The organism is Sphingomonas sp. 179-A 2A2 NHS (assembly GCF_045371305.1).
Lineage (GTDB): Bacteria > Pseudomonadota > Alphaproteobacteria > Sphingomonadales > Sphingomonadaceae > Sphingomonas.
The window spans coordinates 114,689-136,736 of sequence record NZ_JBIQDE010000005.1; the positions used below are offsets into that span (position 1 = coordinate 114,689).

Below are 22,048 nucleotides of genomic sequence, written 5' to 3' on the forward strand. Positions count from 1 at the left end.
GCCTCGGTGGCGGCGCGCCTTATCGCGGCCTGCCACAGATCACCGGTCCGCCGGCGACCGCTTTCACGACGCATTTCGCATTGCCCAGCACCGTCACGCGGCCAAGGCCGGTGGAGGTGATCTGGGCCGTGTAGCGTGCGGCCGCCGTGGTTTCGCCGGCACCGGCCAGCTGCACGATCAGGTCGTTCACCGTCAGTCCTGATGCATCGAGCGTTCCCGGCCCGTCGGTGACGAGCGCCGCGCGATTCGCGCGGCCCGCCAGCGTCATGCCGCCCGATCCGGTCAGCGAGGCGGTCAGCTGATCGGTATCCACCCGGTCCACCGCCAGCGTCGCCGACCCCACCACCGACACGTCGATCCGCTGCGCCGTCATGCGCGTCGCGCTCACCTTCGCGCCGGCGCTGATCGCCAGCGTCGTCAGCCGCGGCGTGGACAGGGTGATCACCGGCGGCTGCGTCACCCGCCCGGCCGGCGTCTCGCCCCAGCCGCCATTGCCCAGCCGCACCGTCAGCGTCGGGCCGTTCACGGCGATCACCAGCCGTTCAATCAGCTGCCGGTCGCCGGAGGCCTTGGCGTTGGGCGAACCGCCGGTGACGATCCGAACCTCGAACGGCCCGTCCACCCGCACCCGTTCATAGCTGCCGACCTGGAACACGCGCTCGGCGGCAACGGCCGGTGTCGCAGCTACAGCTGTGGCGAGGGCGGCGGAAAGGCCAAGCGGCGAGAGGCGAAGCATCATCGCCCCCCGCGTCGCATCAACCCGCCAGGCGGCGCAAGGCCTGCCTGCGCTCCGCCGCCGCTTGCGATGCTATTCGACGGTGCCGCAGCGCACGTCGCCAGCGCCCATCTTGCTCACGCGGCAACGCGCCTTGTCACCAAGGTCGACGTCGCCGGCGCCCATGATCGAAACGTCCGCCGGCCCGTTCACCGCTGCCTTCACGTCGCCGGCGCCGGCGATCTTCACCGATGCTTCCTGCGCGGTGAGCTCGCCTGCCTCGACGTCGCCCGATCCTGCGATCGACACTTTCAGCGTGCGCGCCTCGCCGCGCATCTTGGCGCTGCCCGCGCCCGCGATCGACACGTCCATCGTGTCTACCGCCACCGCACCGAGCGTCAGCGTGCCCGATCCCGCGATGTTGCCCTCGAAGCCGGTGCCCTCCACCCGGTCGATCGTCATGTCGCCCGATCCCGCAAGGCTCGCGCCGGTGATCCGCGGCATGGTGACAAACACCTTGGCGCTGCCCTTGCCGTTCCAGGCGACTCCCATCGTCTTCGCGCGATCGACGCGCAGCGCCTCGCCGACGCGCTGGATGCGCACCTTCTCCACCACTTCGGGGGCGCCCTCCACGCGCACCGAGAAGCCGGTACCGACGCTCACTGCCACATCGTCCGCCCCGCGCTGTTCGATCGAGGAGAAGTCCGCCACCGCGAACGTACGCGTCGGCCCGCTACCCGTCCCCTGCACGCCCGGCGCCCCATCGTCCGAGCCACTGCCACAGGCAGCGAGCGGGATCAGCATGGCGAGAGCAAGTAAGCGCATATGGGTCCTCCTGTGTATTATTTCTATAATACACAGGTTTCAACTTCGCAACCCGTCAGGCGCGGCAGGATACCCGGCCGCTACCGACGCGCTTTACCGTGCATTGCGCCTGCGGCCCCAGGTCGACGCTGCCGCTGCCAACCAGTGACACCGCGGCCGGCCCGGAAACGATTGCCCGGACGCTGCCCGATCCCGCTACCGCCACCGACGCTTCCGATGCGCGCAGGCCCGGGCCGCGGAACGTAGCCGATCCACTCTCGTGCACGCGCAACCTGCCCGCCGTGCCCGCTGCGGTGACCGTCCCCGATCCGGCGATCGACACTGCCAGCGCGTCCACGGCCACGCGCCCGAACGCGATCGATCCCGATCCGCTCACTGCCCCGCGCAGTTCGCCGCCGCTCACCTGGTCGACCATCATCTGCCCCGATCCCGCCACGGAGGCGCCGGTAAGGCGCGGCAGCGTGATCAGCACGCGCACGCGGCGGTTGATGTCGCCCTGCGCCTTCTTCCACTCGTCGCGCGGCCGGATGCGCAGCGATTCCCCCTCCCGCTCGATCTTGAGGTTCGCCAGCGCCTCCGCCGGCCCGGTCGCCCGCACCGACCACGCCGGGCCGACGCGCACCTCCACCGTCGCCGGCGTCGCCAGCCCGACGCGGTCGAAGCCTTGCGCGTCATAGACGATCGCGTCCCCCTGCCGCTGGCCGGCGATCTCCCGCGCCTCGGCGGCAAGGGCCGGACTTGCAGAAGCGAGAAACAGAAGCATCAGGGCCGTCGCGCGCATCACCATCTCCCTTGGTGTGTTTGCCGCATGATACACCTTCAATTACAGATGTAAACGGCACGTCTCGGGCAAAAGAAAAGGCGGCCTCCGATCGGGAGGCCGCCTCGTCGCTTGGTCAAGCAGCAGGCGTTACGCCGGCACCTTGTCCTTGTTGTAGATCGCCGCGGCCTTGCGGAGGATGTCGAGGATCTTCTCCTGCGCGGCCGGCTCGTCGATCTGCTCCATCGCGGCAAGCTCGCGGGCGAGGCGGCTGCACGCGCCCTCGAAGATCTGCCGCTCGGAATAGCTCTGCTCGGGCTGGTCCTCGGCGCGGAACAGGTCGCGCACCACCTCGGCGATCGACACCAGGTCGCCCGAGTTGATCTTCGCTTCATATTCCTGCGCGCGGCGCGACCACATGGTGCGCTTCACCTTGGGCTTGCCCTTCAGCGTTTCCATCGCTTCGCGCATGGTCTTGTCGCTGGACAGCTTGCGCATGCCCACGCTCTCGGCCTTGTTGGTCGGCACGCGGAGCGTCATCTTCTCCTTTTCGAAGCGGAGCACATACAGCTCCAGCTGCATGCCGGCGATTTCCTGTTTCTGCAGCTCGACGACGCGTCCCACGCCATGCTTGGGATAAACGACATAATCACCGACATCGAAGTGCAGCAGCTTGGCAGCCATAGGAACCGGACCCTTCGGGGTTGATCACGTCATCCGTCACCAGCGACGGGCCTAGATGCCCGCTCGTTCCGGCGGATGGTACGTGAAGGGTTGAGCTTCTCCAGCAGGCGCTCAGATCGATACGCCCGTCGCGGACGTATATAGCACCATTGCAACATTATTACCAGCCGCGAAGTGTCAGCATGACTGGCGTTTTTACGGGTTTATGGCCCTGAATCCGTCCCGCAGCGGGCCCGCGGGGCGCACGGGCAATACGTAATAGGTCTGAGTCGCGCGCAGCCCCGCCGCCGAACCGGTACGACGCGGCCATACGCCATCGCCCGCCGCGCCAAGACGCGGCGGCCGTCGGCGACCTGTGGTGCGGAGAATCAGTCGCCCGCGCCGGGCTCGGCCGAGAAATATTTGTCGAACTTGCCCTCTTCGCCCTTGTGCTCGTCCGCGTCGGCCGGGGTCTGTTCCCCCTTGCGCGTCACGTTCGGCCACTGGCCCGAATAGGTGGCGTTGAGCTCCAGCCACTGCTCCAGCCCGCTCTCGGTGTCGGGCAGAATCGCTTCGGCCGGGCATTCCGGCTCGCACACGCCGCAGTCGATGCACTCGCTGGGGTTGATGACGAGCATGTTCTCGCCCTCGTAGAAGCAATCCACCGGGCACACTTCGACGCAATCCATGTACTTGCAGCGGATGCAGGCGTCGGTGACGACATAAGTCATGGCCGGTTCAACTCCCCTCGATCGGCGACGTGAAGGCGCTGCTATGCCTCACGCCGGCCATCGTCAATTGCCCTCGCCTTCCTGCGAGACGTTCGCGCTACTCCTGACGCCATCTGCGCCCGGCCCTAGGCCCTGCCCGGCGCCCGCCTCCAGCTCGCGATAGCAGCGCTGCGCCTCGGGCGCGGGGCCGCGGCGCACGGGCAGGATCTCCACCCGCACCACGCGCACGTTGCCGGCCTTGAAGAAGGTCAGGATGTTGCCGATTCGCACCGCAGCATGGGCGCGGTCGATCACGCGCCCGTCGATCCGCAGCCGCCCCTCGGTGGCCATGATCTGCGCCGCGTCGCGCGTCTTGGCGAGGCGCGTGAACCATAAAAAGCGATCGAGCCGCATCGTCGGCCCGGCGTCGCGCGCCTCAGCCACGGCCGAGCGCCGCCAGCGCGGCAAAGGCATTGTCGGGTCGCGGCGCCACGGGCTTGGCCGGCGGCCGCCCGCGCCAGGCCCAGCGCCCCTCGGGCAGCGGCCGGAAGCCAAGCTCCGCCATCAGCCGCGCCACCGTCGATGCGTCCAGACCCATTGATGTAGCCAGCGCCGGATCGGGCTGGAAGGCGCCGCGCCCGCCGCCCTTCTTGGGCCGCGCGTCGTGCGCCGCCCGCGCGATTCGCTCGACCAGGTCGACGCGCACCGCCTGCGCGCCGAGCGGGCGATAGCCCGCGGCGAGCGTCGCTCCCGGCGCGCCGCGCGCCAGCACCGCCGCGCCGTCGGGCGCGGCCACCGGCACCGCGGCGCCCGCCGCCGCCAGCAACGCCTCGCGCCACGGTCGCGCCTTCGCCTTCAGCAATCGCGGATCGAACAGGTCGAGCGCGCCGATCGTCACGCCAGCACGGCGCAGCCGGCCGCGATCCTCCGGCGTCAGCGCCTCCACCGCGGCGCGCGCCGGCAGCCGCGGGGTCATCCCGCCGCCCGCCTCCAGCGCCGCCGCCACGCTGCGCAGCGGCGACGTCGCCCCCGGATCGCGCGCCAGCGCCGCCAGCGCGGCAATCACCGGCACGTGCCGCGCCACCGCGCCGTCCACCCAGCGTTGCACGCGCTCGCTGACGGCGCGGCGAAGTGCCGGGTCGAGGCAGTCGAGCGCCGGATCGAGCACCACCGCCGGCCGCCCCAGCGATCGCCCGCGCCCCAGCCGCGCCACCTCGTGCCCGGCCCAGACGATCGCGCCGTCCGCGCCCAGCGTCAGCGCCTTGTCCTGCGCCGCCACCAGCGCCTCGCCGCGCGTGCGCCGCTCGCGCACCAATTGCTTCTCCGCCGTCGCCAGCAGCAGGCGCTTGTCCGCTGCCCGCGCCTCCGGCGCCACGACGAAGCGGAAGCCGTCGAGCCGCCCGATCGCATGCGTGTCGATCGTCACTTCGCCTTGCGGCCCGATCTCCACCGGCAGCGCGCCGGCGCCCGCGCCGATCTGCTTCATCAGCACGCTGGTGCGCTTGTCGACGAAGCGCTGCGTCAGGCTGGTGTGCAGCGCGTCGGACAATCGCTCCTCCACCGCCAGCGTGCGCGCCGCCCAGTGGGCAGGATCCGCCAGCCAGTTCTTGCGCTGCGCGATATAGGCCCAGGTGCGCACCGCCGCGACGCGCCCTGCGATCGTCTCCACGTCGCCGTCCACCCGGTCCAGCCGAGTCACTTCGTCGGCGAACCATTGGTGCGGCAGATAGCCCTCGGCGAGATGCCCGAAGACGCGGCTGACGAAGCGCGCATGCGGCTCGACGCCCAGCTTCTGGAAATCGGGGATGCCGCACGCCGCCCACAGCCGGTCCACCTGGCCGCGCGCCCGCGCCCGGACCGCGGGGTCCTCCGCCAGCCGGCGCAGCACGGCGAGGTCGACCGATTCCGGCGCCGCGCGCAGCGTCTCGTGCTGCGGCGGCGCGGAAAGCGAGGCCAGCAGCGCATCGATGCTCGACAGGTCCGGGTCGCCATCGCGCCAGAAGAGCGTGTCGAGCGTGGGGAAGCGATGTCCCTCGATCGCCAGCACTTCCTCCGGCAGGAACGCGTCCGGCCCCTCTTCGGCCACCGCGCCGAACGTCCCGTCGCGCTGGTGCCGCCCGGCGCGCCCGGCGATCTGCGCCATCTCGGAAACGGTCAGCCGCCGCCGGCGCCGCCCGTCGAACTTGTGCAGCCCGGCGAAGGCGACATGCGCCACGTCCATGTTGAGGCCCATGCCGATTGCGTCGGTCGCGACGAGGTAGTCCACCTCGCCCGCCTGGAACATCGCCACCTGCGCGTTGCGCGTGCGCGGGGAGAGCGCCCCCATCACCACCGCCGCGCCGCCGCGAAGCCGGCGAAGCATCTCGGCCACGGCATAGACTTCCTCGGCGCTGAAGGCGACGATCGCGGATCGCCGCGGCAGCCGGCTGATCTTCTTCGCGCCCGCGTAGGAGAGGTCGGAAAAGCGCGGCCGCTCGATGATCTCGACGCCCGGCACCAGCGACTTCACCACCGGCTTCAGCGCTGCGGAGCCCAGGATCATCGTCTCCTCGCGGCCACGCGCATGCAGCAGCCGGTCGGTGAAGACGTGCCCGCGCTCCGCGTCCGCGCCCAGCTGCGCCTCGTCCAGCGCCACGAAGGCGACGTCGCGCGGCACGTCGGATGCGGCGCCGGCAAAAGCACCTCCACCCAGCGGCATCGATTCGGCCGTGCACAGGAACCAGCGCGCGTCCTTGGGCACGATCCGCTCCTCGCCGGTGATCAGCGCCACCCGCTCGGGGCCCTTCATCGCCACCACGCGGTCGTACACTTCGCGCGCCAGCAGGCGCAGCGGGAATCCGATCATGCCGCTGGAATGCGCCGCCATCCGCTCCACCGCCAGGTGAGTCTTGCCGGTGTTGGTCGGCCCCAGAACCGCGGTCACGCGGGGATGATCATGGGCGGGCATGGTGCCGTGAACATCGTGGCCAACGCGTTGCGAATCAACCGTTCCGTTTCGCCGCATCCGGCAAACGCTTCGGCGCAAGGCGAGTCATTGGCGCGGCGGGTTAATTTGACTTTAGTACCTTGCCCCCACAACGCTTCGACCCGCGCCGGGGGTGGATCGGCGACGTGTTTGGCGTTTGGGGGCGCATCACCCGCCGTGTTTCTGCGCGAGCAGCCAGGACTGGAACTCGCCGGCGCCGCCGGTAGCCGCAGCTTCGGCCGCGCGGTCGCGCCGGTGCGCGAACTGCCGCTGGGCGAGCGGCTCCGGGCGGCCCTTCACCAGGTGGATTGGGTGCCCGATCTTGGCGCCCGCATCGGCAGCGGCACGTGGTGGCGTGGCCTTGCCACCTGCACCGGCCTCATCGCCGCGGCGGTGCTGACGGCGCCCGGCATTCGCCCGGTTCCCGGTTTCGTCGCCACCAGCATGACCGGTGCGGAGCGCGAGGAAGCGCATACGCTGTCGATCGCGCCGCTCGGCCTCGGCGCCTCCACCGGCCGGCGCATGGCGGCCAACGATCTCGTCCGCCCGCTCGCCGAAACGCCCGAACGCCCGATCATCGAGCTTACCGCGTCGATCGGCAACGGCGACACGTTCGGCGGGGCGCTGCAGCGTGCCGGCGTCAGCCGCGCCGATGCCGCGCGCGTCGCCGATCTCGTCGCCGGCGAAGTGTCGCTCAATGATCTGAAGCCCGGCACGATGCTGGATCTGACGCTCGGGCGCCGCCATGATCGCCGCACCGCGCGCCCGCTCGAAAAGCTCGCCTTCCGCGCCCGCTTCGATCTCAACCTGTCGCTGCATCGCACCGAAGACGGGCTCTCGCTCGAACGCCATCCGATCGCCATCGATCGCACGCCGTTGCGCATCCAGGGCCGCGTCGGCTCCAGCCTCTATCATTCCGCGCGCGCCGCCGGCGCCCCGGCCAAGCTGGTCGAGGCCTATATCAAGGCGATCGCCACCCGCACCTCGATCGGCGCGATCCGGGCCGATGACCGGTTCGACATCATCGCCGATCATGCCCGCGCCGCCACCGGCGAGGTGCAGGTGGGCCAGTTGCAGTTCGCCGGGCTCGATCAGGGATCGAAGAAGCTTCGCCTCGTCCGCTGGGAAGAAGGCGACGGCAACGGCGGCCAGTTCTGGGATGCCAATGGCCAGGCGAAGCGTCAGGGCTTCATGGGCATGCCGGTGTCGGGCCGCGTCTCCTCCACCTTCGGCATGCGCCGCCATCCGCTGCTCGGCTTCCTGCGCATGCACAAGGGCCTCGATCTCGCCGCGCCGCACGGCACGCCCATCTATGCGCCGATCGACGGCCGCGTGGTGATGGCCGGTCGCAACCGCGGCTACGGCAATTTCATCAAGCTCGATCACGGCAGCGGCATCTCGAGCGGCTACGGCCACATGAGCCGCTTCGCCGTCTCCTCCGGGCAGCGCGTCTCGCGCGGCCAGGTGATCGGCTATGTCGGCTCGACCGGGCTGTCGACCGGCCCGCACCTCCATTGGGAGGTCTGGAAGAACGGCACGAACGTCAATCCGCGCTCGATCTCGCTCTCCAGCGTGGCCACGCTCTCGGGCCCGAAGCTGCGCGCCTTCAAGGCCAAGGTCGCGAACCTGATGGCGGTGCCGACCGCCAGCTGATCCGGCCGCGGTCCGGGGCTTTCAGGCTGCCGTCCCGGCCGCCCAGCCGCTCGACCACGCCCATTGGAAGTTATAGCCGCCAAGCCAGCCGGTCACGTCCACCGCTTCGCCGATCACGTACAGGCCCGGCACCTTCTTCGCTTCCATCGTCTGCGAAGACAGCTCCGCGGTCGACACGCCGCCCACCGTCACTTCCGCCTTGGCGAAGCCCTCGCTGCCATTGGGCTCGAACCGCCAGCCCGCCAGCATCCGCTCCGCCGTCGCCAGCTTCGCGTCGGGGACGTTCGCCAGTTCGCCGACAAGCCCCAGCTCGCGCACCAGCACCTCGGCCAGCCGCTGCGGCAGCGCGCCCGCCAGCAGCTTGGCAACGCTCGCCCGCGGCGTCGCCCGCTTCGCATCGCGCAGCCAGCCTTCAGTGCGGTCGGGCAGCAGGTCGACGATGATCGGCTCGCCATGTCGCCAATAGGATGACACCTGCAGGATCGCCGGGCCGGAAAGCCCGCGGTGGGTGAACAGCATCGCCTCGCGGAACGCCGCCTTGCCGGCCTTGGCCACCACCTCGGTCGCAACGCCTGCCAGCGCGCGGAACGGATCCTCGCCGCCCAGCGTCAGTGGCACCAGCGCCGGACGCGGCTCCACCACCTTCAGCCCGAATTGTCGCGCCAGGTCGTACGCAACGCCCGTCGCACCCATTTTGGGGATCGATGGCCCGCCAGTCGCGATCACCAGCGCACCAGCCGTCACCGTTTTTCCGCCAAGATCGACCGAAAACGCGCCATCATTGTGCGTGACTGCGCGGATATTTCCGCCGCATCGCACCTCGACGGCGCCCTTCGCGCCCTCCTCCAGCAGCATCGCCACGATCTGCCGCGCGGAGCCGTCGCAGAACAATTGTCCAAGCGTCTTCTCGTGCCAGGCGATGCCGTAACTGTTTACCAGCGCAAGGAAATCCGCGGCGGTGTAGCGGGCCAGCGCCGATCGCGCGAAATGCGGGTTGCTCGACAGGAACCGGTCCGGCGCCGCACCGATGTTGGTGAAATTGCACCGCCCGCCGCCGGAAATCAGGATCTTTTTCCCTGGTTTCTCAGCATGATCGAGTACCAGCACCCGCCGCCCGCGCTGCCCGGCGGTCGCGGCGCACATCAGCCCCGCCGCGCCGGCACCCAGCACGATCACGTCATAGTCTTGGGGCACCGGCGTCAGTGCAGCTTGGCGATCGACAGCCCGTCGCGCTTCGCCTGCTCCTTCACCGATTCCTCGCTTCGGGTCAGCGCCTTGGCGATCGCCTTCAGCGCCATGCCCTTCTTCGCGAGCGTGTGCAGCTTCTGGATCTCATCCGTGCGCCACGGTTGGCGGTGTCGTTCAAAGCGTTCGGCCATTTCGGTGATGTAGTCGTTCCGCGCGCTTATCGCGAGAGGCCGCGCGCCAGCATCCCCGCAATCGTGTCGCCGATGTCGGCGATGGCGGGATCCTCGTCCCACACGCCGTAACGCAGCCCCAGGAACACGTTCATGCCCATGATCGCCCAGGCATGGACTTCGCCGACGTCGTCGCGCAGTTCGCCCCGCGCCGCGGCCGCCTTCAACCGCTCGGCGATGCGCTCGGCGGTGGAGGCATAATGCCGGCGAAAACTGTCGGGATCGACGAACTCCGCCTCGTCGATCACGCGGTATATCGCCTTGTGCCCACGCACGAACTCCAGGAAGCTGACGAGTCCTGCCCGCTCCGCCGCGATCTGGTCCGGCGCGGCGCGGATCGCGGGGCTTACATGATCGCGTACCTGATCCGACAGGTCCCGCACCAGCGCGCGGAACACCGCGTCCTTGCTGTCGAAATAGGTGTAGAAGCTGCCCAGTGCGACGCCAGCGCGGCGCGTGATCGCGCTGATCGACGCCTCGTGAAAGCCGCGTTCCCCGAATTCGCCCATCGCGGCATCCAGGATGGCGCGCTGCGTCTTGCGGCCTCGGGCGGTGCGCGGCGTCTTGACGGTGCCTGCGCCCGCCGGCGTTTCCGCCGCCGTCCCGTCCCCGGCTGCCTCGTCTACGCCTGCCCCGTCTGCCATGCCCTCCCTTTCCAAGTTGAAACCTGGTTCAACTTTCATTATTGCGCTCGGCATCGTTTCACAACCCGGCCTAGACCGGGCGGCGCCGCGACGGCGCCGATTTCATCTTGGGGGGGATATCCCATGACGTTGCGCTCGTCCGCCTTCCGCCGCCTGTTGCTCGCCTCGAGCCTTCTCGCCGCGGCACCCGCCTATGCCCAGACTGCCGAACCCGCGCCCGCGGCGCCGGAAGTCATCTCCGATGACATGGGCGACGAGATCGTCGTCGTCGCCCGTCGCCGCGAGGAACGCCTCGTGGACGTGCCGATCGCCGTCACCGCGCTCTCCGCCGACCAGCTCGCCAAGAGCCAGGCGCTCGACATCTCCGGCATCCAGGGCGCGGTGCCGAACGTGAACCTCGTCCAGGGCCGCGGCACCTCCACCAACGCGAACATCTTCATCCGCGGCATCGGCCAGCCCGACGCGCTGCAGACGTTCGATCCCGCGGTCGGCATCTATGTCGACGGCGTCTACATCAGCCGCATCCAGGGCGCCTTGTTCAACCTGTTCGACGTCGAGCGGATGGAAGTGCTGCGCGGCCCGCAGGGCACGCTCTACGGCAAGAACACCATCGGCGGCGCGGTCAACATCGTCAGCCGCAAGCCGGATCTGAACGATTTCCGCGCCAGCGGCAGCGTCACCTACGGCAGCTACGATCAGTGGCTCGTCAACGGCTATGTGTCCGCGCCGATCGTCACCGATCGCGTCGCGCTCAGCGTGGCCGGCGTCTATGACAAGCGCGACGGGCTCGTCACCGATCCGGTCACGGGCCGCAAGTTCAACGATCGCGACACGCTCGCCGGCCGCGCGATCCTGCGCTTCCAGGCGACCGACGATCTCGATTTCAGCCTGGCGGGCGACTATACCCGCATCCGCACCGCGCCGACGCTCGGCCAGGCGACTGCGCCGCTGATCGCGACCAGCTTCACCACCGGCACGCGCGTCCTCGCGCCCGCATATCCGCTCGGCCGCCGCTTCCGCTACGAGGCGCGCAGCTCGCTTGCCCCCGGCCAGGGCCAGGATCTCGACCATGCCGGCGTCTCGCTGACCGCGAACCTCAACCTCGGCGGCGGCTTCACGCTCACCTCGATCAGCGCGTTCCGCGATCTCGATTCGGACGCATTCATCGATATCGACGCGACCGAGTTCGAGCTCGGCGACGTCTTCGTCGGCGTTCGCCAGCAGCAGTTCAGCCAGGAACTGCAGCTGAAATACGCGGGCGACCGCCTGAACGGCGTCTTCGGCCTCTATTACCTGCGCGAGGACGTGAGCTCGCATCAGGAGGCCTACGCCGGTGACCTGTTCGAGCTGACGCCCGCGACGCAGTTCACCTTCACCCGCTTCATCGACGACGATCAGCGGCTCGACAGCTACGCCGCCTACGGCCAGCTGACCTATGACCTGACGGATCGCCTCTCGCTGACCGGCGGCCTGCGCTACACCCGCGAGACGAAGCGTTATGATCGCTTCACCCGCACCGTCTCGACGCTGCCGGCGCTAAACGGCATCACCTTCTCCTTCCCAGATGATCTGCCGGCGCCGTACAACGGCACCAACAAGGTGACGTTCGACGCCTGGACGCCGTCCGCGACACTCTCGTTCAAGCCGTCGCGCGATACGATGCTCTATGCCTCGGCTTCGCGGGGCTTCAAATCGGGCGGCTTCAACGGCCGCGTGAACTCGCTGCTCGACGTCACCGAGGTGGTCGACGGCCAGGTGGTACTGCGTCCGTTCTTCAAGCCGGAAACGGTCTGGACGTACGAAACGGGCGCGAAGGGTACCTTCCTCGGCGGCCGCGTCAGCCTGTCGGGCGCCGCCTTCTATTCAGACTATAAGAACTTCCAGGCGCGTGTCGGCGCGGGCAACAACACCGGCACCAGCGGCGGCGCACTGCCGGTGTTGAACGCCGGTAAGCTGCGCATCTGGGGCCTCGAGGGCGAGCTGGCGGTGCGCCCGGTGCAGCAATGGGCGATCCGTTCGAGCTTCGGCTATCTCAACGCCAAGTATCTCGAGTTCGACGATGCGCGCCGGGCGCCCGCCGCCAGCTTCTCGTGCAATCCCACCGGCCAGGCGATCGTCTGCAAGCCAGCCTTCGCGCCGCCGATCACCTTCAGTCTCGCAACCGACTATACCGTGCCGCTGGGTGACGCGGGCAGCGTGACGTTTGGCGGCGACGCGCGCTTCGTCGACAAGCAGTTCCTGTCGGTCGACAACCGTCCGGGCCTGTACGAGGACGGCTACATGCTGCTGAACGCCTTCGTTCAGTATGACGCGCCGGGTGGCCGCTACTATGTCCGCGGCGGCGTGAAGAACCTGACCAAGGAACTGTACAAGACGGACGGCCAGGAATTCTCCAGCGTCGGCAACATCCAGACCGTCTATTACGGCGATCCGCGCACCTGGAGCCTGACCGCCGGCTTCCGGTTCTGACGGCCGAAGGCGCGGTCGCGCGGCGGCGGTGCCTGCACGGGCAGGCATCGGCCGTCACGGCCGGCGACGGCAACGCCGATCGACCGACGACGGCTTAGCCGTCGTCGCGGCCAGCAGAAGAGATCACTGAACAGCAAACCGCCGCCCCGGACACGCTCCGAGGCGGCGGTTTTTGTTTGAACCGGCCGGGAGGGGAGCCTTACCGCTCGCGCGTCGCCGCGAACTTCACCTTGGAATAGCGCTCCGCGATGTACCCCACTTCCCAGGCGCTCTTGGCCAGGAACACCGGGTTACCGTCACGATCCTTGGCCAGTGCGCCGCGGTTCAGATCCATGAAGTCCTTAAGCGCGGCCGGGTCCTCCGCCGAAATCCAGCGCGCCGTATCGTATGGGGAGGCCTCCAGCCCGGCGGCAACCTTGTACTCCGCCTCCAGCCGCGACAGCAGCACGTCGAGCTGCAGCTGGCCGACGACGCCGATGATCCAGTTCGATCCGATCTCCGGATAGAACACTTGGATCACGCCCTCTTCGCTCAGATCATCCAGCGCCTTGCGCAGCTGCTTGGTCTTGGTCGGGTCCTTCAGCGCCACGCGGCGCAGGATCTCCGGCGCGAAATTGGGCAGCCCGGTGATCCGTACGCCCGGCTTCTCGCTCAGCGTGTCGCCCACGCGCAGCGTCCCGTGGTTCGGGATGCCGATGATGTCGCCCGGAAAGGCCTCGTCGGCGATTTCGCGGTCCTGCGCGAAGAACAGGATCGGCGAGTGGACCGCGATCGGCTTGCCATGGCCCGTCGGCGTCAGCTTCATGCCGCGCTTGAACGTGCCCGAGCACAGCCGCATGAACGCGATCCGGTCGCGGTGCTGCGGGTCCATGTTGGCCTGCACCTTGAAGACGAAGCCGGTGACGTCCTTCTCTTGCGGATCTACTGCCGCGGGCTCGGCGGGCTGCGGGCGCGGCGGCGGCGCGAAGTCCGCCAGCGCCGCGATCAGCTCGGCCGGGCCGAAATCCTTCAGCGCCGATCCGAAATAGACCGGCGTCAGATCGCCCGCGCGATAGGCTTCGGCGTCGAACGCGGCATAGCCGGCCTGCGCAAGCTCCACTTCCTCCGCCACTGCCTCGGGCAGCACGGGATCGGCCTCCACGCGCCCTTGGAAGCTTCGGCTGTCCCCGTCGGGGCGGCTGATGCGATTGGTCTTGAGGTCGAGTACGCCCTCGAACGTGCCACCCATGCCGACCGGCCAGCTCATCGGGCAGACGTCCAGCGCCAGCACGTCGGCGATCTCGTCCAGCAACTCGAACGCGCTTCGCCCCTCGCGGTCCACCTTGTTGACGAAGGTGATGATCGGCACGTTGCGCAGCCGGCACACCTCGAACAGCTTGCGCGTCTGCGCCTCGATGCCGCGCGCGGCGTCGATCACCATCACCGCCGAATCGACCGCGGTCAGCGTACGATAGGTGTCCTCGCTGAAATCCTCGTGGCCCGGCGTGTCGAGCAGGTTGAAGAACACGCCGTCCTTCTCGAACGTCATCACGCTCGACGTGACTGAAATGCCGCGCTGCTGCTCGATCTTCATCCAGTCCGATCGCGCGCGCCGGTTCTGCCCGCGCGCCTTCACTTCGCCAGCAAGATGAATCGCGCCGCCGACATACAGCAGCTTTTCCGTCAGCGTGGTCTTGCCGGCGTCAGGGTGCGAGATGATCGCGAAGGTACGGCGGGGCGATGGCATGAAATAATCCTGAGACGTAAGAAGCGCGACCAGACCGCCCCATTCGCGCTGAGCCTGTCGTATCACGTGCCCCAATCGGCGCCGTGGCTGACACGCCCTTCGACAAGCTCGGGACGAACGGGAAAGGTTTCGCGCTACCCCCGTGGGGTCGCGCGCTCCGCGATATAGTCACTCACCGCCGCAAAGGTAGCGTCCAGTGTGTCGAACCGCTCCTCGCGCTCGAACAGGTCGCCCATGCGCGGCGGCAGTATCGCGCTGGTGCCGGTCGCCCGCTCCACGGCTTCGGGGAACTTCGCCGGATGCGCCGTCGCCAGCGTCACCATCGGCGCGTCGACCGACGCGCGCTGCGCGGCGGCAAGCGCGATCGCGGTATGCGGGTCGATCACCTCGTTCGCCCGCTCCTGCGCCCAGCGCATGGCAAGTGCCATGCCGTCGGCGTCGATGCTGGCGCTGGTGAACAGCGCCGCGGCCCCGCCATGCTGTGCATTGGTCAGCCGCATCGCCTTGTTTGCTTCGAACCCGGCCATCTGCGTCGCCAGCGCCGCGCCATCGCGCCCGCCAAGGTCGAACAGCAGCCGCTCGAAGTTCGAGGACACCTGGATGTCCATCGACGGCGTCGCCGTCGGCATCACCGTGCCGGTGGAGTAATCGCCCGCAGACAGCGCACGGTGCAGGATGTCGTTGACGTTGGTGGCGACCACCAGCTTCGCGACCGGCAGGCCCATGCGCGCGGCGACGTAACCGGCGAACACGTCACCGAAGTTTCCGGTCGGTACGCTGAACGCCACCGCGCGCTCTGGCGCGCCAAGCCGCACGGCCGAATAGAAATAATAGACCACCTGGGCCATCAGCCGCGCCCAGTTGATCGAATTCACCGCGCCCAGGCGGAAGCGGCCGGCGAAATCGGCCGAGTTGAACATCGCCTTCACCAGCGCCTGCGCCGTGTCGAAATCGCCGCGGATCGCGATATTGTGGACGTTGGGCGCCAGCACCGTCGTCATCTGTCGGCGCTGCACCTCGCTCACCCGGCCTGCCGGGTGCAGCATGAAGATGTCGATCCCCGCGCGCCCGGCCACCGCGTCGATCGCCGCCGATCCGGTGTCGCCGCTCGTCGCGCCGACGATCGTCAGCGGCCCTTCAGTGTCCCCGGTCAGGAACCGTTCGAACAACAGGCCCAGCAGCTGCAGCGCCACGTCCTTGAACGCCAGCGTCGGGCCGTGAAACAGCTCCAGCAGCCACTGGTCGTGATCCAGCTGCTTCAGCGGCGTCACCGCGGCATGGGCGAAGCGGCCATAGGCCTGCTCGCACAGGGCGCGAAGCTCCTCCCGGGTCAGGCTGTCGCCGATGAACGGCGCCATCACCGCCGCCGCGGTGTCGACATAGGAGAGGCCGGCGAGCGCCGCGATCTCGTCCCTCGACATCGTCGGCCATTGTTCCGGCACGTACAGGCCACCGTCCGACGCCAGCCCGGCCAGCGTCGCGCCACGGAAATCGAGCGTCGGGGCCGCCCCACGGGTGCTGATATAGCGCATGGGCCCGCCGGTTACCCGCGCGGCTGGCGCGAGACAACAACGCTCTGCGTGGCGCGGCGATAGCCCTGCTATCGCTCCCGGCGTGGAGGCCCGGCCGGCCGGCCCCTCCGGCGGAGCGCCAGGACGTAGATCACCGCCGCCACCGCCGCGAAGAAGAACCACTGACCGGCATAAGCCAGGTGATTGTTCGGCACGAGGCTGACGTTTGGGCGGCTATTGGCGGCCAGCCCATCCGCGGGGCGATCCGCCACCAGCAGCAGTTCGCGCGGTGCCGGCTTGAACAGCTGCGCGCCGAGCGGCGTCGCATCGGGCGCGTGGCTGATCCAGCCGCTCACCGGCCCGCCCACCCAGGAAACTTCCTTCACCGGATCATGCGTGGTGCCAAGCTGCACCTTCGCGACGCCGTTTGGCGTGAGGCATTGCGCGATCAGCCGGTAACCGGCCGCGCCGGCGCCCGCGCGGGTGATCGCGGTCACCTTGCCGCAATCGAGCGTGCTGCGCCGGAACAGCAGGCTGTCGTCCGGCGTCATCGGGAAGGCGATCGGCGGGCGGGACGGGTTCGCCGCCAGCTGCGCCAGCTGCGCTTCCTTCTGCGGCAGCCGGATCAGCAGCTGCCACAGCCCGAGCCCGATCATCATCGCGACCGCCAGGGCGACAAGGATCGTCGGCAGGATCGGCACGCGCCTCATGGCTGGATCACGCACGTCATTCTTCCCACAAAAGCGAACGGGCGCGACTCACGAGGAGCCGCGCCCGCTTTATCCGTCGCTGCTGGCAGCAGCGTCAGGCGATCAGCCGTGGACCGGCGCGCCCCAGCCGCCCCACACGTAGATCGAGACGAACAGGAACAGCCACACCACGTCGACGAAGTGCCAGTACCAGGCTGCCGCTTCGAAGCCGAAGTGCGCCTTGGGCGTGAAGTCACCCTTATAGGCACGGATCAGGCAGACGATCAGGAAGATCGTGCCGACGATCACGTGGAAGCCGTGGAAGCCCGTCGCCATGAAGAACGACGCGCCGTAGGTGTTGCCCTTGAAGGGGAACGGCGCGTGCATGTACTCATATGCCTGCACCGCGCTGAAGATCAGGCCGAGCACGATCGTCAGCCACAGGCCCTTCAGCACGCCGTCGCGGTCGCCCACGCCAATCATGCCCCACAGGCCGCGCTTCTCGCCGCCACGCTGGTTATGGATCAGCGCATGGTGCGCCCAGGTGATGGTGGTGCCCGAGCACAGCAGGATCAGCGTGTTGAGCAGCGGCAGCTCGAACGCGTTGATCACTTCCAGGCCTTTGGGCGGCCATTGCGCGGCGATCGCCACGGTGTCGCTCGCCCGCTCCACCGCGCCATCGACGAAGGCGATCGCATCGGGGAACAGCGCGAAATCGAAATAGGCCCAGAACCAGCCGACGAAGAACATCACTTCCGAGGCGATGAAGAGGATCATGCCGTAGCGGAAGTGCAGCTGAACCACCGGGGTGTGGTCGCCCGCGCGGCCTTCGCGGATCACGTTGCGCCACCAGCTGAACATGCACAGCAGCACCGCGGCGAGGCCGGCAAAGAACAGGATGCCGCCGCCGTTCGGCTTGCCGACATGGCCGCCGTGCATCCACATGATGGCGCCCGCCGCCATTGCCAGGGCCGAGAAGGAGCTGGCCATCGGCCAGATATCGGGCGGAAGGATATGGTATTGGTGGTTCTTGGCGCCTGCCATCTGGCTATCCCCGTTGGTACGCGTTTGCGTCCGCTTAGCTTGGGCTTTTGCCGGAATCCACCGGGTAAAACGTGTAGCTGAGCGTGATCGTGTCGATATCGCGTGCGTCGGGATCGTCGCGGATCTTCGGATCCACGAAGTAGATCACCGGCATGCGCATCGATTCACCGGGTTGCAGCGTCTGCTCGGTGAAGCAGAAACACTCGATCTTGGTGAAATACTTGCCCGCCTGATCCGGCGTCACGTTGAACGTCGCCGTCCCTGTCACCGGCACCGCGGCGCGGTTCGTCGCGGTGAAGAAGGCCATGTTGCGCGCGCCGATCGTCACCCGCTGGTTAGGCTGTTCGGGGGCGAAGCGCCACGGCAGGCCCTTGCCGGTGTTGGCGTCGAAATCCACCTTCACCATCTGGCCGACGATGGCGCCGGGCGCATCCTCGGCGCGCTGCGTGGTGCCGTTCAGGCCGGTCACCTGGCAGAACAGGCGGTACAGCGGCACGCTGGCGAAGGCGAGGCCGGTCATCAGGAGAACGCCGAGCACCGCCAGCGCTGCGGTGCGGCCCTTGCGCGAAACAGCCATCGTCACGGGTTGGGCATCCCCTCGCGGATCTTCACCAGCGAGATCAGGAACACCAGGATCACGAACGCCCCCAGCAGCAGCGCCATCACGATCGCACGGCTCTTCTGCCGGCGCCGGATCAGATCCTCGTCATCGTTCTTCATGCTACCCACCGATCGACGACCAGCGCGCCGAACATTACGAAAAGATACAGGATGGAATATTTGAACAGCGCCTTTTCCGGCAGCATCGCGTCATCCGCGCCGGTGGTGCGATAAGCGACCCGCGCCGCCAGCAGCGCGAACCAGCCGGTCATCGCCACGGAAACGAGGCCATAGACCGGCCCCACCAGGCCCAGCGGCCAGGGCGCCACCGCGGCCAGCGCCATCGGGATGGTGTACAGGCCGATCTGGTGCCGGGTGGTCTTCTCGCCCGCCACCACGGGCAGCATCGGCACGCCGGCATTGGCGTAATCGGTCTTCACGAACAGCGCGAGCGCCCAGAAATGCGGCGGCGTCCACAGGAAGACGAAGAGGAACAGGAGCACCGGCAGCAGCGCGATCTCGCCCGTCGCCGCGGCCCAGCCGATCAGCGGCGGGAAGGCGCCGGCGGCGCCGCCGATGACGATGTTCTGCGGCGTGCGGCGCTTCAGCCAGACGGTGTAGATCAGCACATAGAACAGGATCGAGACGGCAAGGATCGCCGCCGCCGTCACGTTCAACGCCAGGCCCATCAGGATGACGGAAAAGGCTCCCAGACCGACACCGAAGTGAAGCGCCGCCTGCCGATCCATCCGCCCCGCGGGCAGCGGCCGGTTGGCGGTGCGCTTCATCACCGCATCGATGTCCGCCTCATACCATTGGTTGAGCGCACCCGCAGCGCCGGCGCCCAGCGTGATGCACAATATCGCCGTGAAGCCCAGCACCGGGTGGATGCCGACGGGGGCCGCGAGCATCCCGCACAGCCCGGTGAAGACGACCAGGGTCAGCACGCGCGGCTTCGTCAGCGCGAGGAAATCCCGCCAGTCGGCAGGCGGCAGAAGGGGCGTTGCAGGAGTCATCGGATGCGCGGGCCATACCCGCATCGTGCGCGCGGGGAAAGGGCGCGCCGCGCCCCCTCACCTCGCGCACTTCTGCGGAAAAATGGCTCAGCCGTGCAGCACATGGTCCTTGTCGCGCACGGTGCGCGCGCTGTTCGCCGGATGCGCCGGATCCTCATAGCCAAAGGCGATGCCGAATAGGAGCTTCTGGTCGTCGCCCACGCCCAGCTCGCGATGGACGATCTCGGCATGGTGGCTCAGCGCCCCTTGCGCGCACGAGGCAAGGCCGTTCGCGGTCAGCGCCAGCATGAACGACTGGGCATACATGCCGCAGTCCGCCGCCTCGCGCATCCCGGCCCACGCCGGGATGAACAGGAACATGGCGTGCGGCGCATCGAAGAAGCGGAAGTTGCGAAGGAACGATTCGGTCCGTGCCGCCACATCCTCGCGCGCCACGTTGGTCGCCGCGAACAGCGCCTTGGCCGCATCGATCTGCCGCCCGCGATAATGGCCGGGATAGGCGCCGGTCAGCGGGAAATCGGGCGTGATCCTGGCGCCGCTCTTCGCCGCATCGTGCAGCACCGTGCGCATCCGCTCCGCCGCCGTGCCCGACACGACGTGCGCGGTCCATGGCTGGACGTTGCAGTTGGACGGGGCGAGCTGCGCCATCTCCATCACCCGTTCCAGCAGGTCGGCCGGCACCGGATCGGGCTTGAACCCGCGCACTGAGCGCCGCTCGCGCAGCAACCGCTCCAGCGTCTCGCTGTCGGAAGTGGTGGTTCGCTCGATCGCTGCGGTCGCCTGCATTTGCCGTCCTCTCGTTCTCTATGGAGAATGTTGTTCTTCCACGCGAATAATCCTTGCCTCATCCGCGCGGCGAAGTCACCTTCGCGGGCAAATACAGCAAAAGGAGAGGGCGTCATGTACGACCTGGTCATTCGCGGCGGCACGATTGTCGATGGCTCCGGCGGCGCGCCGTATCAGGGCGATGTCGCGATCACTGGCGATCGCATCGTTGCAGTCGGAGCCGTCACCGGCCCGGCTCGCCACGAGATCGACGCTACGGACAAGCTCGTCACCCCCGGCTGGGTCGATATCCACACTCATTATGACGGCCAGATCACCTGGGCCTCGCGCATGGATCCCTCCTCCACGCTCGGCGCCACCACCGTCGTCGTCGGCAATTGCGGCGTCGGCTTCGCCCCCGTCCGCCCGCAGGATCACGACACGCTGATTCGGCTGATGGAGGGGGTGGAGGACATTCCCGGCGCCGCGCTTCACGAAGGACTGTCGTGGCAGTGGGAAAGCTTCGGCGAATATATGGGCGCCGTCGACCGGCTGCCGCACGACATCGATGTTGCGGTGCAGGTGCCGCACGGCGCGCTGCGCGTCTATGTGATGGGCGAGCGCGGCGCGAACCGCGATCCCGCAACGCCAGAGGAAAATGAGGAAATGCGCCGCCTGACCGCGGAGGCGATCCGCGCCGGCGCGCTCGGCTTTTCCACCACCCGCACCATGGTCCACCGCACCGCCGACGGCGATCTCACCCCCACCGTGCGCGCCGCGCGCGAGGAGATGGAGGCGATCGCCCGCGGCATCGCCGACGCTGGCTCGGGCGTCCTCCAATGGGTCTCCGATTTCCAGGAAATGGATGAGGAGTTCAGCCTCGTCCGCGACCTGACCAAGATCGCCGGTCAGCCCCTGAGCTTCTCGATGGTGCAGGCCGATGTGGTCCCGAACCAGTGGCGCGAACTGACCCAGCGGCTCGATGCCGCCGTCGCCGAGGGGTATCCCTTGAAGGCGCAGATCGCCGGCCGCCCGGTCGGCCTGATGCTGGGCCTGCAGGGCTCGGTCCACCCCTTCATCAGCCGGCCCAGCTACCGCGAGATCGCCGACCTGCCGCTCGACCAAAAGGTCGCCCGGATGCGCGATCCCGAATTCCGCGCGCGGCTGATCGCAGAGGCGCCGATGAAGGATCATCCCTTCGTCAATTCGGTCGCCGGCGCGCAGCACAAGATGTTCCGCATCACCGACCGCGTTGATTACGAGCCCGATCCCTCGACCAGCCTCGCGGCGGAGGCCGAGCGGCTCGGCGTCCATCCCGACGAACTGGTCTATGATGCCTTGCTCGAGGACGAGGGCCGCGCCTTCCTCTTCTTCCCGATGCACAATTACGTCGAGGGCAATCTCAACAACGTCCACGCCATGATCACCAATCCCAACACGCTGTCGGGCCTGTCGGATGGCGGCGCGCATGTCGGCGCAATCTGCGACGTCAGCCTGCCGACCTTCATGCTGACCCACTGGTGTCGCGATCGCACGCGCGGCCCCCTGCTCGACCTCGCCGATACGGTGAAGCAGCAGACCCGCGACACCGCGCTCGCCGTCGGGCTCGAGGACCGCGGCCTGCTCGCCCCCGGTTATCTCGCCGACGTCAACGTCATCGATTTCGACCAGCTCGAACTCGGCAAGCCCTACATGATCTACGACCTGCCCACCGGCGCCCGCCGCCTGATGCAAAAGGCGAAGGGCTATGTCGCGACGATCAAGTCGGGCCAGGTGATCTACCGGGATGGCGAACCCACCGACGCCCTTCCCGGCAAGCTGATCCGCGGACGCCAGCCCGCGCCCGCCCCAGTAAGAACGGCGGTCGCCGCCTGA

The 22,048-nt window shown here is 68.3% G+C and carries 21 protein-coding genes; 3 read left to right on the forward strand and 18 right to left on the reverse strand.

The features are described from left to right. Positions 1–19: 19 nt before the first annotated feature. From ACH0AE_RS12500 to ACH0AE_RS12530, 7 genes are all read right to left on the reverse strand, one after another. Entirely contained in the window at positions 20–736 is a 717-nt protein-coding gene (locus ACH0AE_RS12500) for a GIN domain-containing protein (protein WP_406875774.1), read from the reverse strand. A 72-nt stretch (positions 737–808) separates the two neighbouring features. Then, on the reverse strand, positions 809–1,540 hold the full coding sequence (locus ACH0AE_RS12505; RefSeq protein ID WP_294444490.1) for a head GIN domain-containing protein: 732 nt from the start codon (positions 1,538–1,540) through the stop codon (positions 809–811). 55 nt (positions 1,541–1,595) lie between these two features. Next, positions 1,596–2,321 (reverse strand): head GIN domain-containing protein, encoded by a 726-nt coding sequence (locus ACH0AE_RS12510; protein ID WP_294444491.1) that lies wholly within the window; start codon positions 2,319–2,321, stop codon positions 1,596–1,598. A 129-nt stretch (positions 2,322–2,450) separates the two neighbouring features. Continuing rightward, the gene (locus ACH0AE_RS12515) at positions 2,451–2,984 is read right to left on the reverse strand and encodes a CarD family transcriptional regulator (protein WP_294444492.1); all 534 of its coding nucleotides are present in this window, start codon (positions 2,982–2,984) and stop codon (positions 2,451–2,453) included. Positions 2,985–3,352: 368 nt separating this feature from the next. Then, entirely contained in the window at positions 3,353–3,694 is a 342-nt protein-coding gene (gene fdxA, locus ACH0AE_RS12520; RefSeq protein ID WP_294444493.1) for a ferredoxin FdxA, read from the reverse strand. Between the two features lie 63 nt (positions 3,695–3,757). Next, positions 3,758–4,087, reverse strand: a complete 330-nt coding sequence (locus tag ACH0AE_RS12525) for an RNA-binding S4 domain-containing protein (protein WP_294444500.1) — start codon at positions 4,085–4,087, stop codon at positions 3,758–3,760. 22 nt (positions 4,088–4,109) lie between these two features. After that, the gene (locus tag ACH0AE_RS12530; protein ID WP_294444501.1) at positions 4,110–6,620 is read right to left on the reverse strand and encodes a helicase-related protein; all 2,511 of its coding nucleotides are present in this window, start codon (positions 6,618–6,620) and stop codon (positions 4,110–4,112) included. 195 nt (positions 6,621–6,815) lie between these two features. Between ACH0AE_RS12530 and ACH0AE_RS12535 the strand changes: the two genes are divergently transcribed. After that, the gene (locus tag ACH0AE_RS12535; protein WP_294444494.1) at positions 6,816–8,291 is read left to right on the forward strand and encodes a M23 family metallopeptidase; all 1,476 of its coding nucleotides are present in this window, start codon (positions 6,816–6,818) and stop codon (positions 8,289–8,291) included. Between the two features lie 21 nt (positions 8,292–8,312). Here the strand turns inward: ACH0AE_RS12535 and ACH0AE_RS12540 are convergent, their stop codons facing one another. Genes ACH0AE_RS12540 through ACH0AE_RS12550 form a run of 3 tightly spaced genes read right to left on the reverse strand, consistent with a single transcriptional unit; the run spans position 8,313 to position 10,353 of the window. Next, positions 8,313–9,434 (reverse strand): NAD(P)/FAD-dependent oxidoreductase, encoded by a 1,122-nt coding sequence (locus ACH0AE_RS12540; protein WP_406875814.1) that lies wholly within the window; start codon positions 9,432–9,434, stop codon positions 8,313–8,315. Between the two features lie 56 nt (positions 9,435–9,490). Continuing rightward, positions 9,491–9,670: a hypothetical protein gene (locus tag ACH0AE_RS12545; RefSeq protein WP_294444496.1), complete on the reverse strand. Its 180-nt coding sequence runs from the start codon at positions 9,668–9,670 to the stop codon at positions 9,491–9,493. Between the two features lie 26 nt (positions 9,671–9,696). Then, on the reverse strand, positions 9,697–10,353 hold the full coding sequence (locus tag ACH0AE_RS12550) for a TetR/AcrR family transcriptional regulator (protein ID WP_294444497.1): 657 nt from the start codon (positions 10,351–10,353) through the stop codon (positions 9,697–9,699). A 123-nt stretch (positions 10,354–10,476) separates the two neighbouring features. Between ACH0AE_RS12550 and ACH0AE_RS12555 the strand changes: the two genes are divergently transcribed. Continuing rightward, positions 10,477–12,822: a TonB-dependent receptor gene (locus ACH0AE_RS12555; RefSeq protein ID WP_294444498.1), complete on the forward strand. Its 2,346-nt coding sequence runs from the start codon at positions 10,477–10,479 to the stop codon at positions 12,820–12,822. Between the two features lie 199 nt (positions 12,823–13,021). On the opposite strand, the gene ACH0AE_RS12560 is transcribed toward ACH0AE_RS12555, so the two are convergent. The 8 genes from ACH0AE_RS12560 to ACH0AE_RS12595 form a co-directional block, all read right to left on the reverse strand. Then, positions 13,022–14,548, reverse strand: coding sequence for a peptide chain release factor 3 (locus tag ACH0AE_RS12560; protein WP_406875775.1), 1,527 nt, complete (start codon positions 14,546–14,548; stop codon positions 13,022–13,024). Positions 14,549–14,682: 134 nt separating this feature from the next. After that, positions 14,683–16,080 carry a threonine synthase gene (gene thrC, locus ACH0AE_RS12565; RefSeq protein WP_406875776.1) on the reverse strand — a complete coding sequence of 466 codons (1,398 nt, stop codon included), beginning with the start codon at positions 16,078–16,080 and terminating at the stop codon, positions 14,683–14,685. 68 nt (positions 16,081–16,148) lie between these two features. Next, entirely contained in the window at positions 16,149–16,769 is a 621-nt protein-coding gene (locus tag ACH0AE_RS12570) for an SURF1 family cytochrome oxidase biogenesis protein (RefSeq protein WP_294445155.1), read from the reverse strand. Positions 16,770–16,871: 102 nt separating this feature from the next. After that, the gene (locus tag ACH0AE_RS12575; protein ID WP_294445149.1) at positions 16,872–17,792 is read right to left on the reverse strand and encodes a cytochrome c oxidase subunit 3; all 921 of its coding nucleotides are present in this window, start codon (positions 17,790–17,792) and stop codon (positions 16,872–16,874) included. A 34-nt stretch (positions 17,793–17,826) separates the two neighbouring features. Continuing rightward, entirely contained in the window at positions 17,827–18,369 is a 543-nt protein-coding gene (locus ACH0AE_RS12580; protein WP_294445156.1) for a cytochrome c oxidase assembly protein, read from the reverse strand. 2 nt (positions 18,370–18,371) lie between these two features. Beyond that, entirely contained in the window at positions 18,372–18,512 is a 141-nt protein-coding gene (locus ACH0AE_RS12585) for a hypothetical protein (protein WP_294445150.1), read from the reverse strand. Next, complete coding sequence (locus tag ACH0AE_RS12590; protein ID WP_294445151.1) at positions 18,509–19,408, reverse strand: heme o synthase; 900 nt, start codon at positions 19,406–19,408, stop codon at positions 18,509–18,511. The genes ACH0AE_RS12585 and ACH0AE_RS12590 overlap by 4 nt, the downstream gene beginning before the upstream one ends. An 87-nt stretch (positions 19,409–19,495) precedes the next feature. Then, positions 19,496–20,194, reverse strand: a complete 699-nt coding sequence (locus tag ACH0AE_RS12595) for a nitroreductase family protein (protein ID WP_294445152.1) — start codon at positions 20,192–20,194, stop codon at positions 19,496–19,498. A gap of 114 nt (positions 20,195–20,308) precedes the next feature. Between ACH0AE_RS12595 and ACH0AE_RS12600 the strand changes: the two genes are divergently transcribed. After that, complete coding sequence (locus ACH0AE_RS12600; protein WP_406875777.1) at positions 20,309–22,048, forward strand: amidohydrolase family protein; 1,740 nt, start codon at positions 20,309–20,311, stop codon at positions 22,046–22,048.

Excerpts from the sequence above, each read along its gene's own strand:
- ACH0AE_RS12500 (WP_406875774.1), bottom strand. The coding sequence starts at position 736 with ATGCTTCGCCTCTCGCCGCTTGGCCTTTCCGCCGCCCTCGCCACAGCT.
- ACH0AE_RS12505 (WP_294444490.1), bottom strand. The coding sequence starts at position 1,540 with ATGCGCTTACTTGCTCTCGCCATGCTGATCCCGCTCGCTGCCTGTGGC.
- ACH0AE_RS12510 (WP_294444491.1), bottom strand. The coding sequence starts at position 2,321 with ATGCGCGCGACGGCCCTGATGCTTCTGTTTCTCGCTTCTGCAAGTCCG.
- ACH0AE_RS12515 (WP_294444492.1), bottom strand. The coding sequence starts at position 2,984 with ATGGCTGCCAAGCTGCTGCACTTCGATGTCGGTGATTATGTCGTTTAT.
- fdxA (WP_294444493.1), bottom strand. The coding sequence starts at position 3,694 with ATGACTTATGTCGTCACCGACGCCTGCATCCGCTGCAAGTACATGGAT.
- ACH0AE_RS12525 (WP_294444500.1), bottom strand. The coding sequence starts at position 4,087 with ATGCGGCTCGATCGCTTTTTATGGTTCACGCGCCTCGCCAAGACGCGC.
- ACH0AE_RS12530 (WP_294444501.1), bottom strand. The coding sequence starts at position 6,620 with ATGCCCGCCCATGATCATCCCCGCGTGACCGCGGTTCTGGGGCCGACC.
- ACH0AE_RS12540 (WP_406875814.1), bottom strand. The coding sequence starts at position 9,434 with ATGTGCGCCGCGACCGCCGGGCAGCGCGGGCGGCGGGTGCTGGTACTC.
- ACH0AE_RS12545 (WP_294444496.1), bottom strand. The coding sequence starts at position 9,670 with ATGGCCGAACGCTTTGAACGACACCGCCAACCGTGGCGCACGGATGAG.
- ACH0AE_RS12550 (WP_294444497.1), bottom strand. The coding sequence starts at position 10,353 with ATGGCAGACGGGGCAGGCGTAGACGAGGCAGCCGGGGACGGGACGGCG.
- ACH0AE_RS12555 (WP_294444498.1), top strand. The coding sequence starts at position 10,477 with ATGACGTTGCGCTCGTCCGCCTTCCGCCGCCTGTTGCTCGCCTCGAGC.
- ACH0AE_RS12560 (WP_406875775.1), bottom strand. The coding sequence starts at position 14,548 with ATGCCATCGCCCCGCCGTACCTTCGCGATCATCTCGCACCCTGACGCC.
- thrC (WP_406875776.1), bottom strand. The coding sequence starts at position 16,080 with ATGCGCTATATCAGCACCCGTGGGGCGGCCCCGACGCTCGATTTCCGT.
- ACH0AE_RS12570 (WP_294445155.1), bottom strand. The coding sequence starts at position 16,769 with ATGAGGCGCGTGCCGATCCTGCCGACGATCCTTGTCGCCCTGGCGGTC.
- ACH0AE_RS12575 (WP_294445149.1), bottom strand. The coding sequence starts at position 17,792 with ATGGCAGGCGCCAAGAACCACCAATACCATATCCTTCCGCCCGATATC.
- ACH0AE_RS12580 (WP_294445156.1), bottom strand. The coding sequence starts at position 18,369 with ATGGCTGTTTCGCGCAAGGGCCGCACCGCAGCGCTGGCGGTGCTCGGC.
- ACH0AE_RS12585 (WP_294445150.1), bottom strand. The coding sequence starts at position 18,512 with ATGAAGAACGATGACGAGGATCTGATCCGGCGCCGGCAGAAGAGCCGT.
- ACH0AE_RS12590 (WP_294445151.1), bottom strand. The coding sequence starts at position 19,408 with ATGACTCCTGCAACGCCCCTTCTGCCGCCTGCCGACTGGCGGGATTTC.
- ACH0AE_RS12595 (WP_294445152.1), bottom strand. The coding sequence starts at position 20,194 with ATGCAGGCGACCGCAGCGATCGAGCGAACCACCACTTCCGACAGCGAG.
- ACH0AE_RS12600 (WP_406875777.1), top strand. The coding sequence starts at position 20,309 with ATGTACGACCTGGTCATTCGCGGCGGCACGATTGTCGATGGCTCCGGC.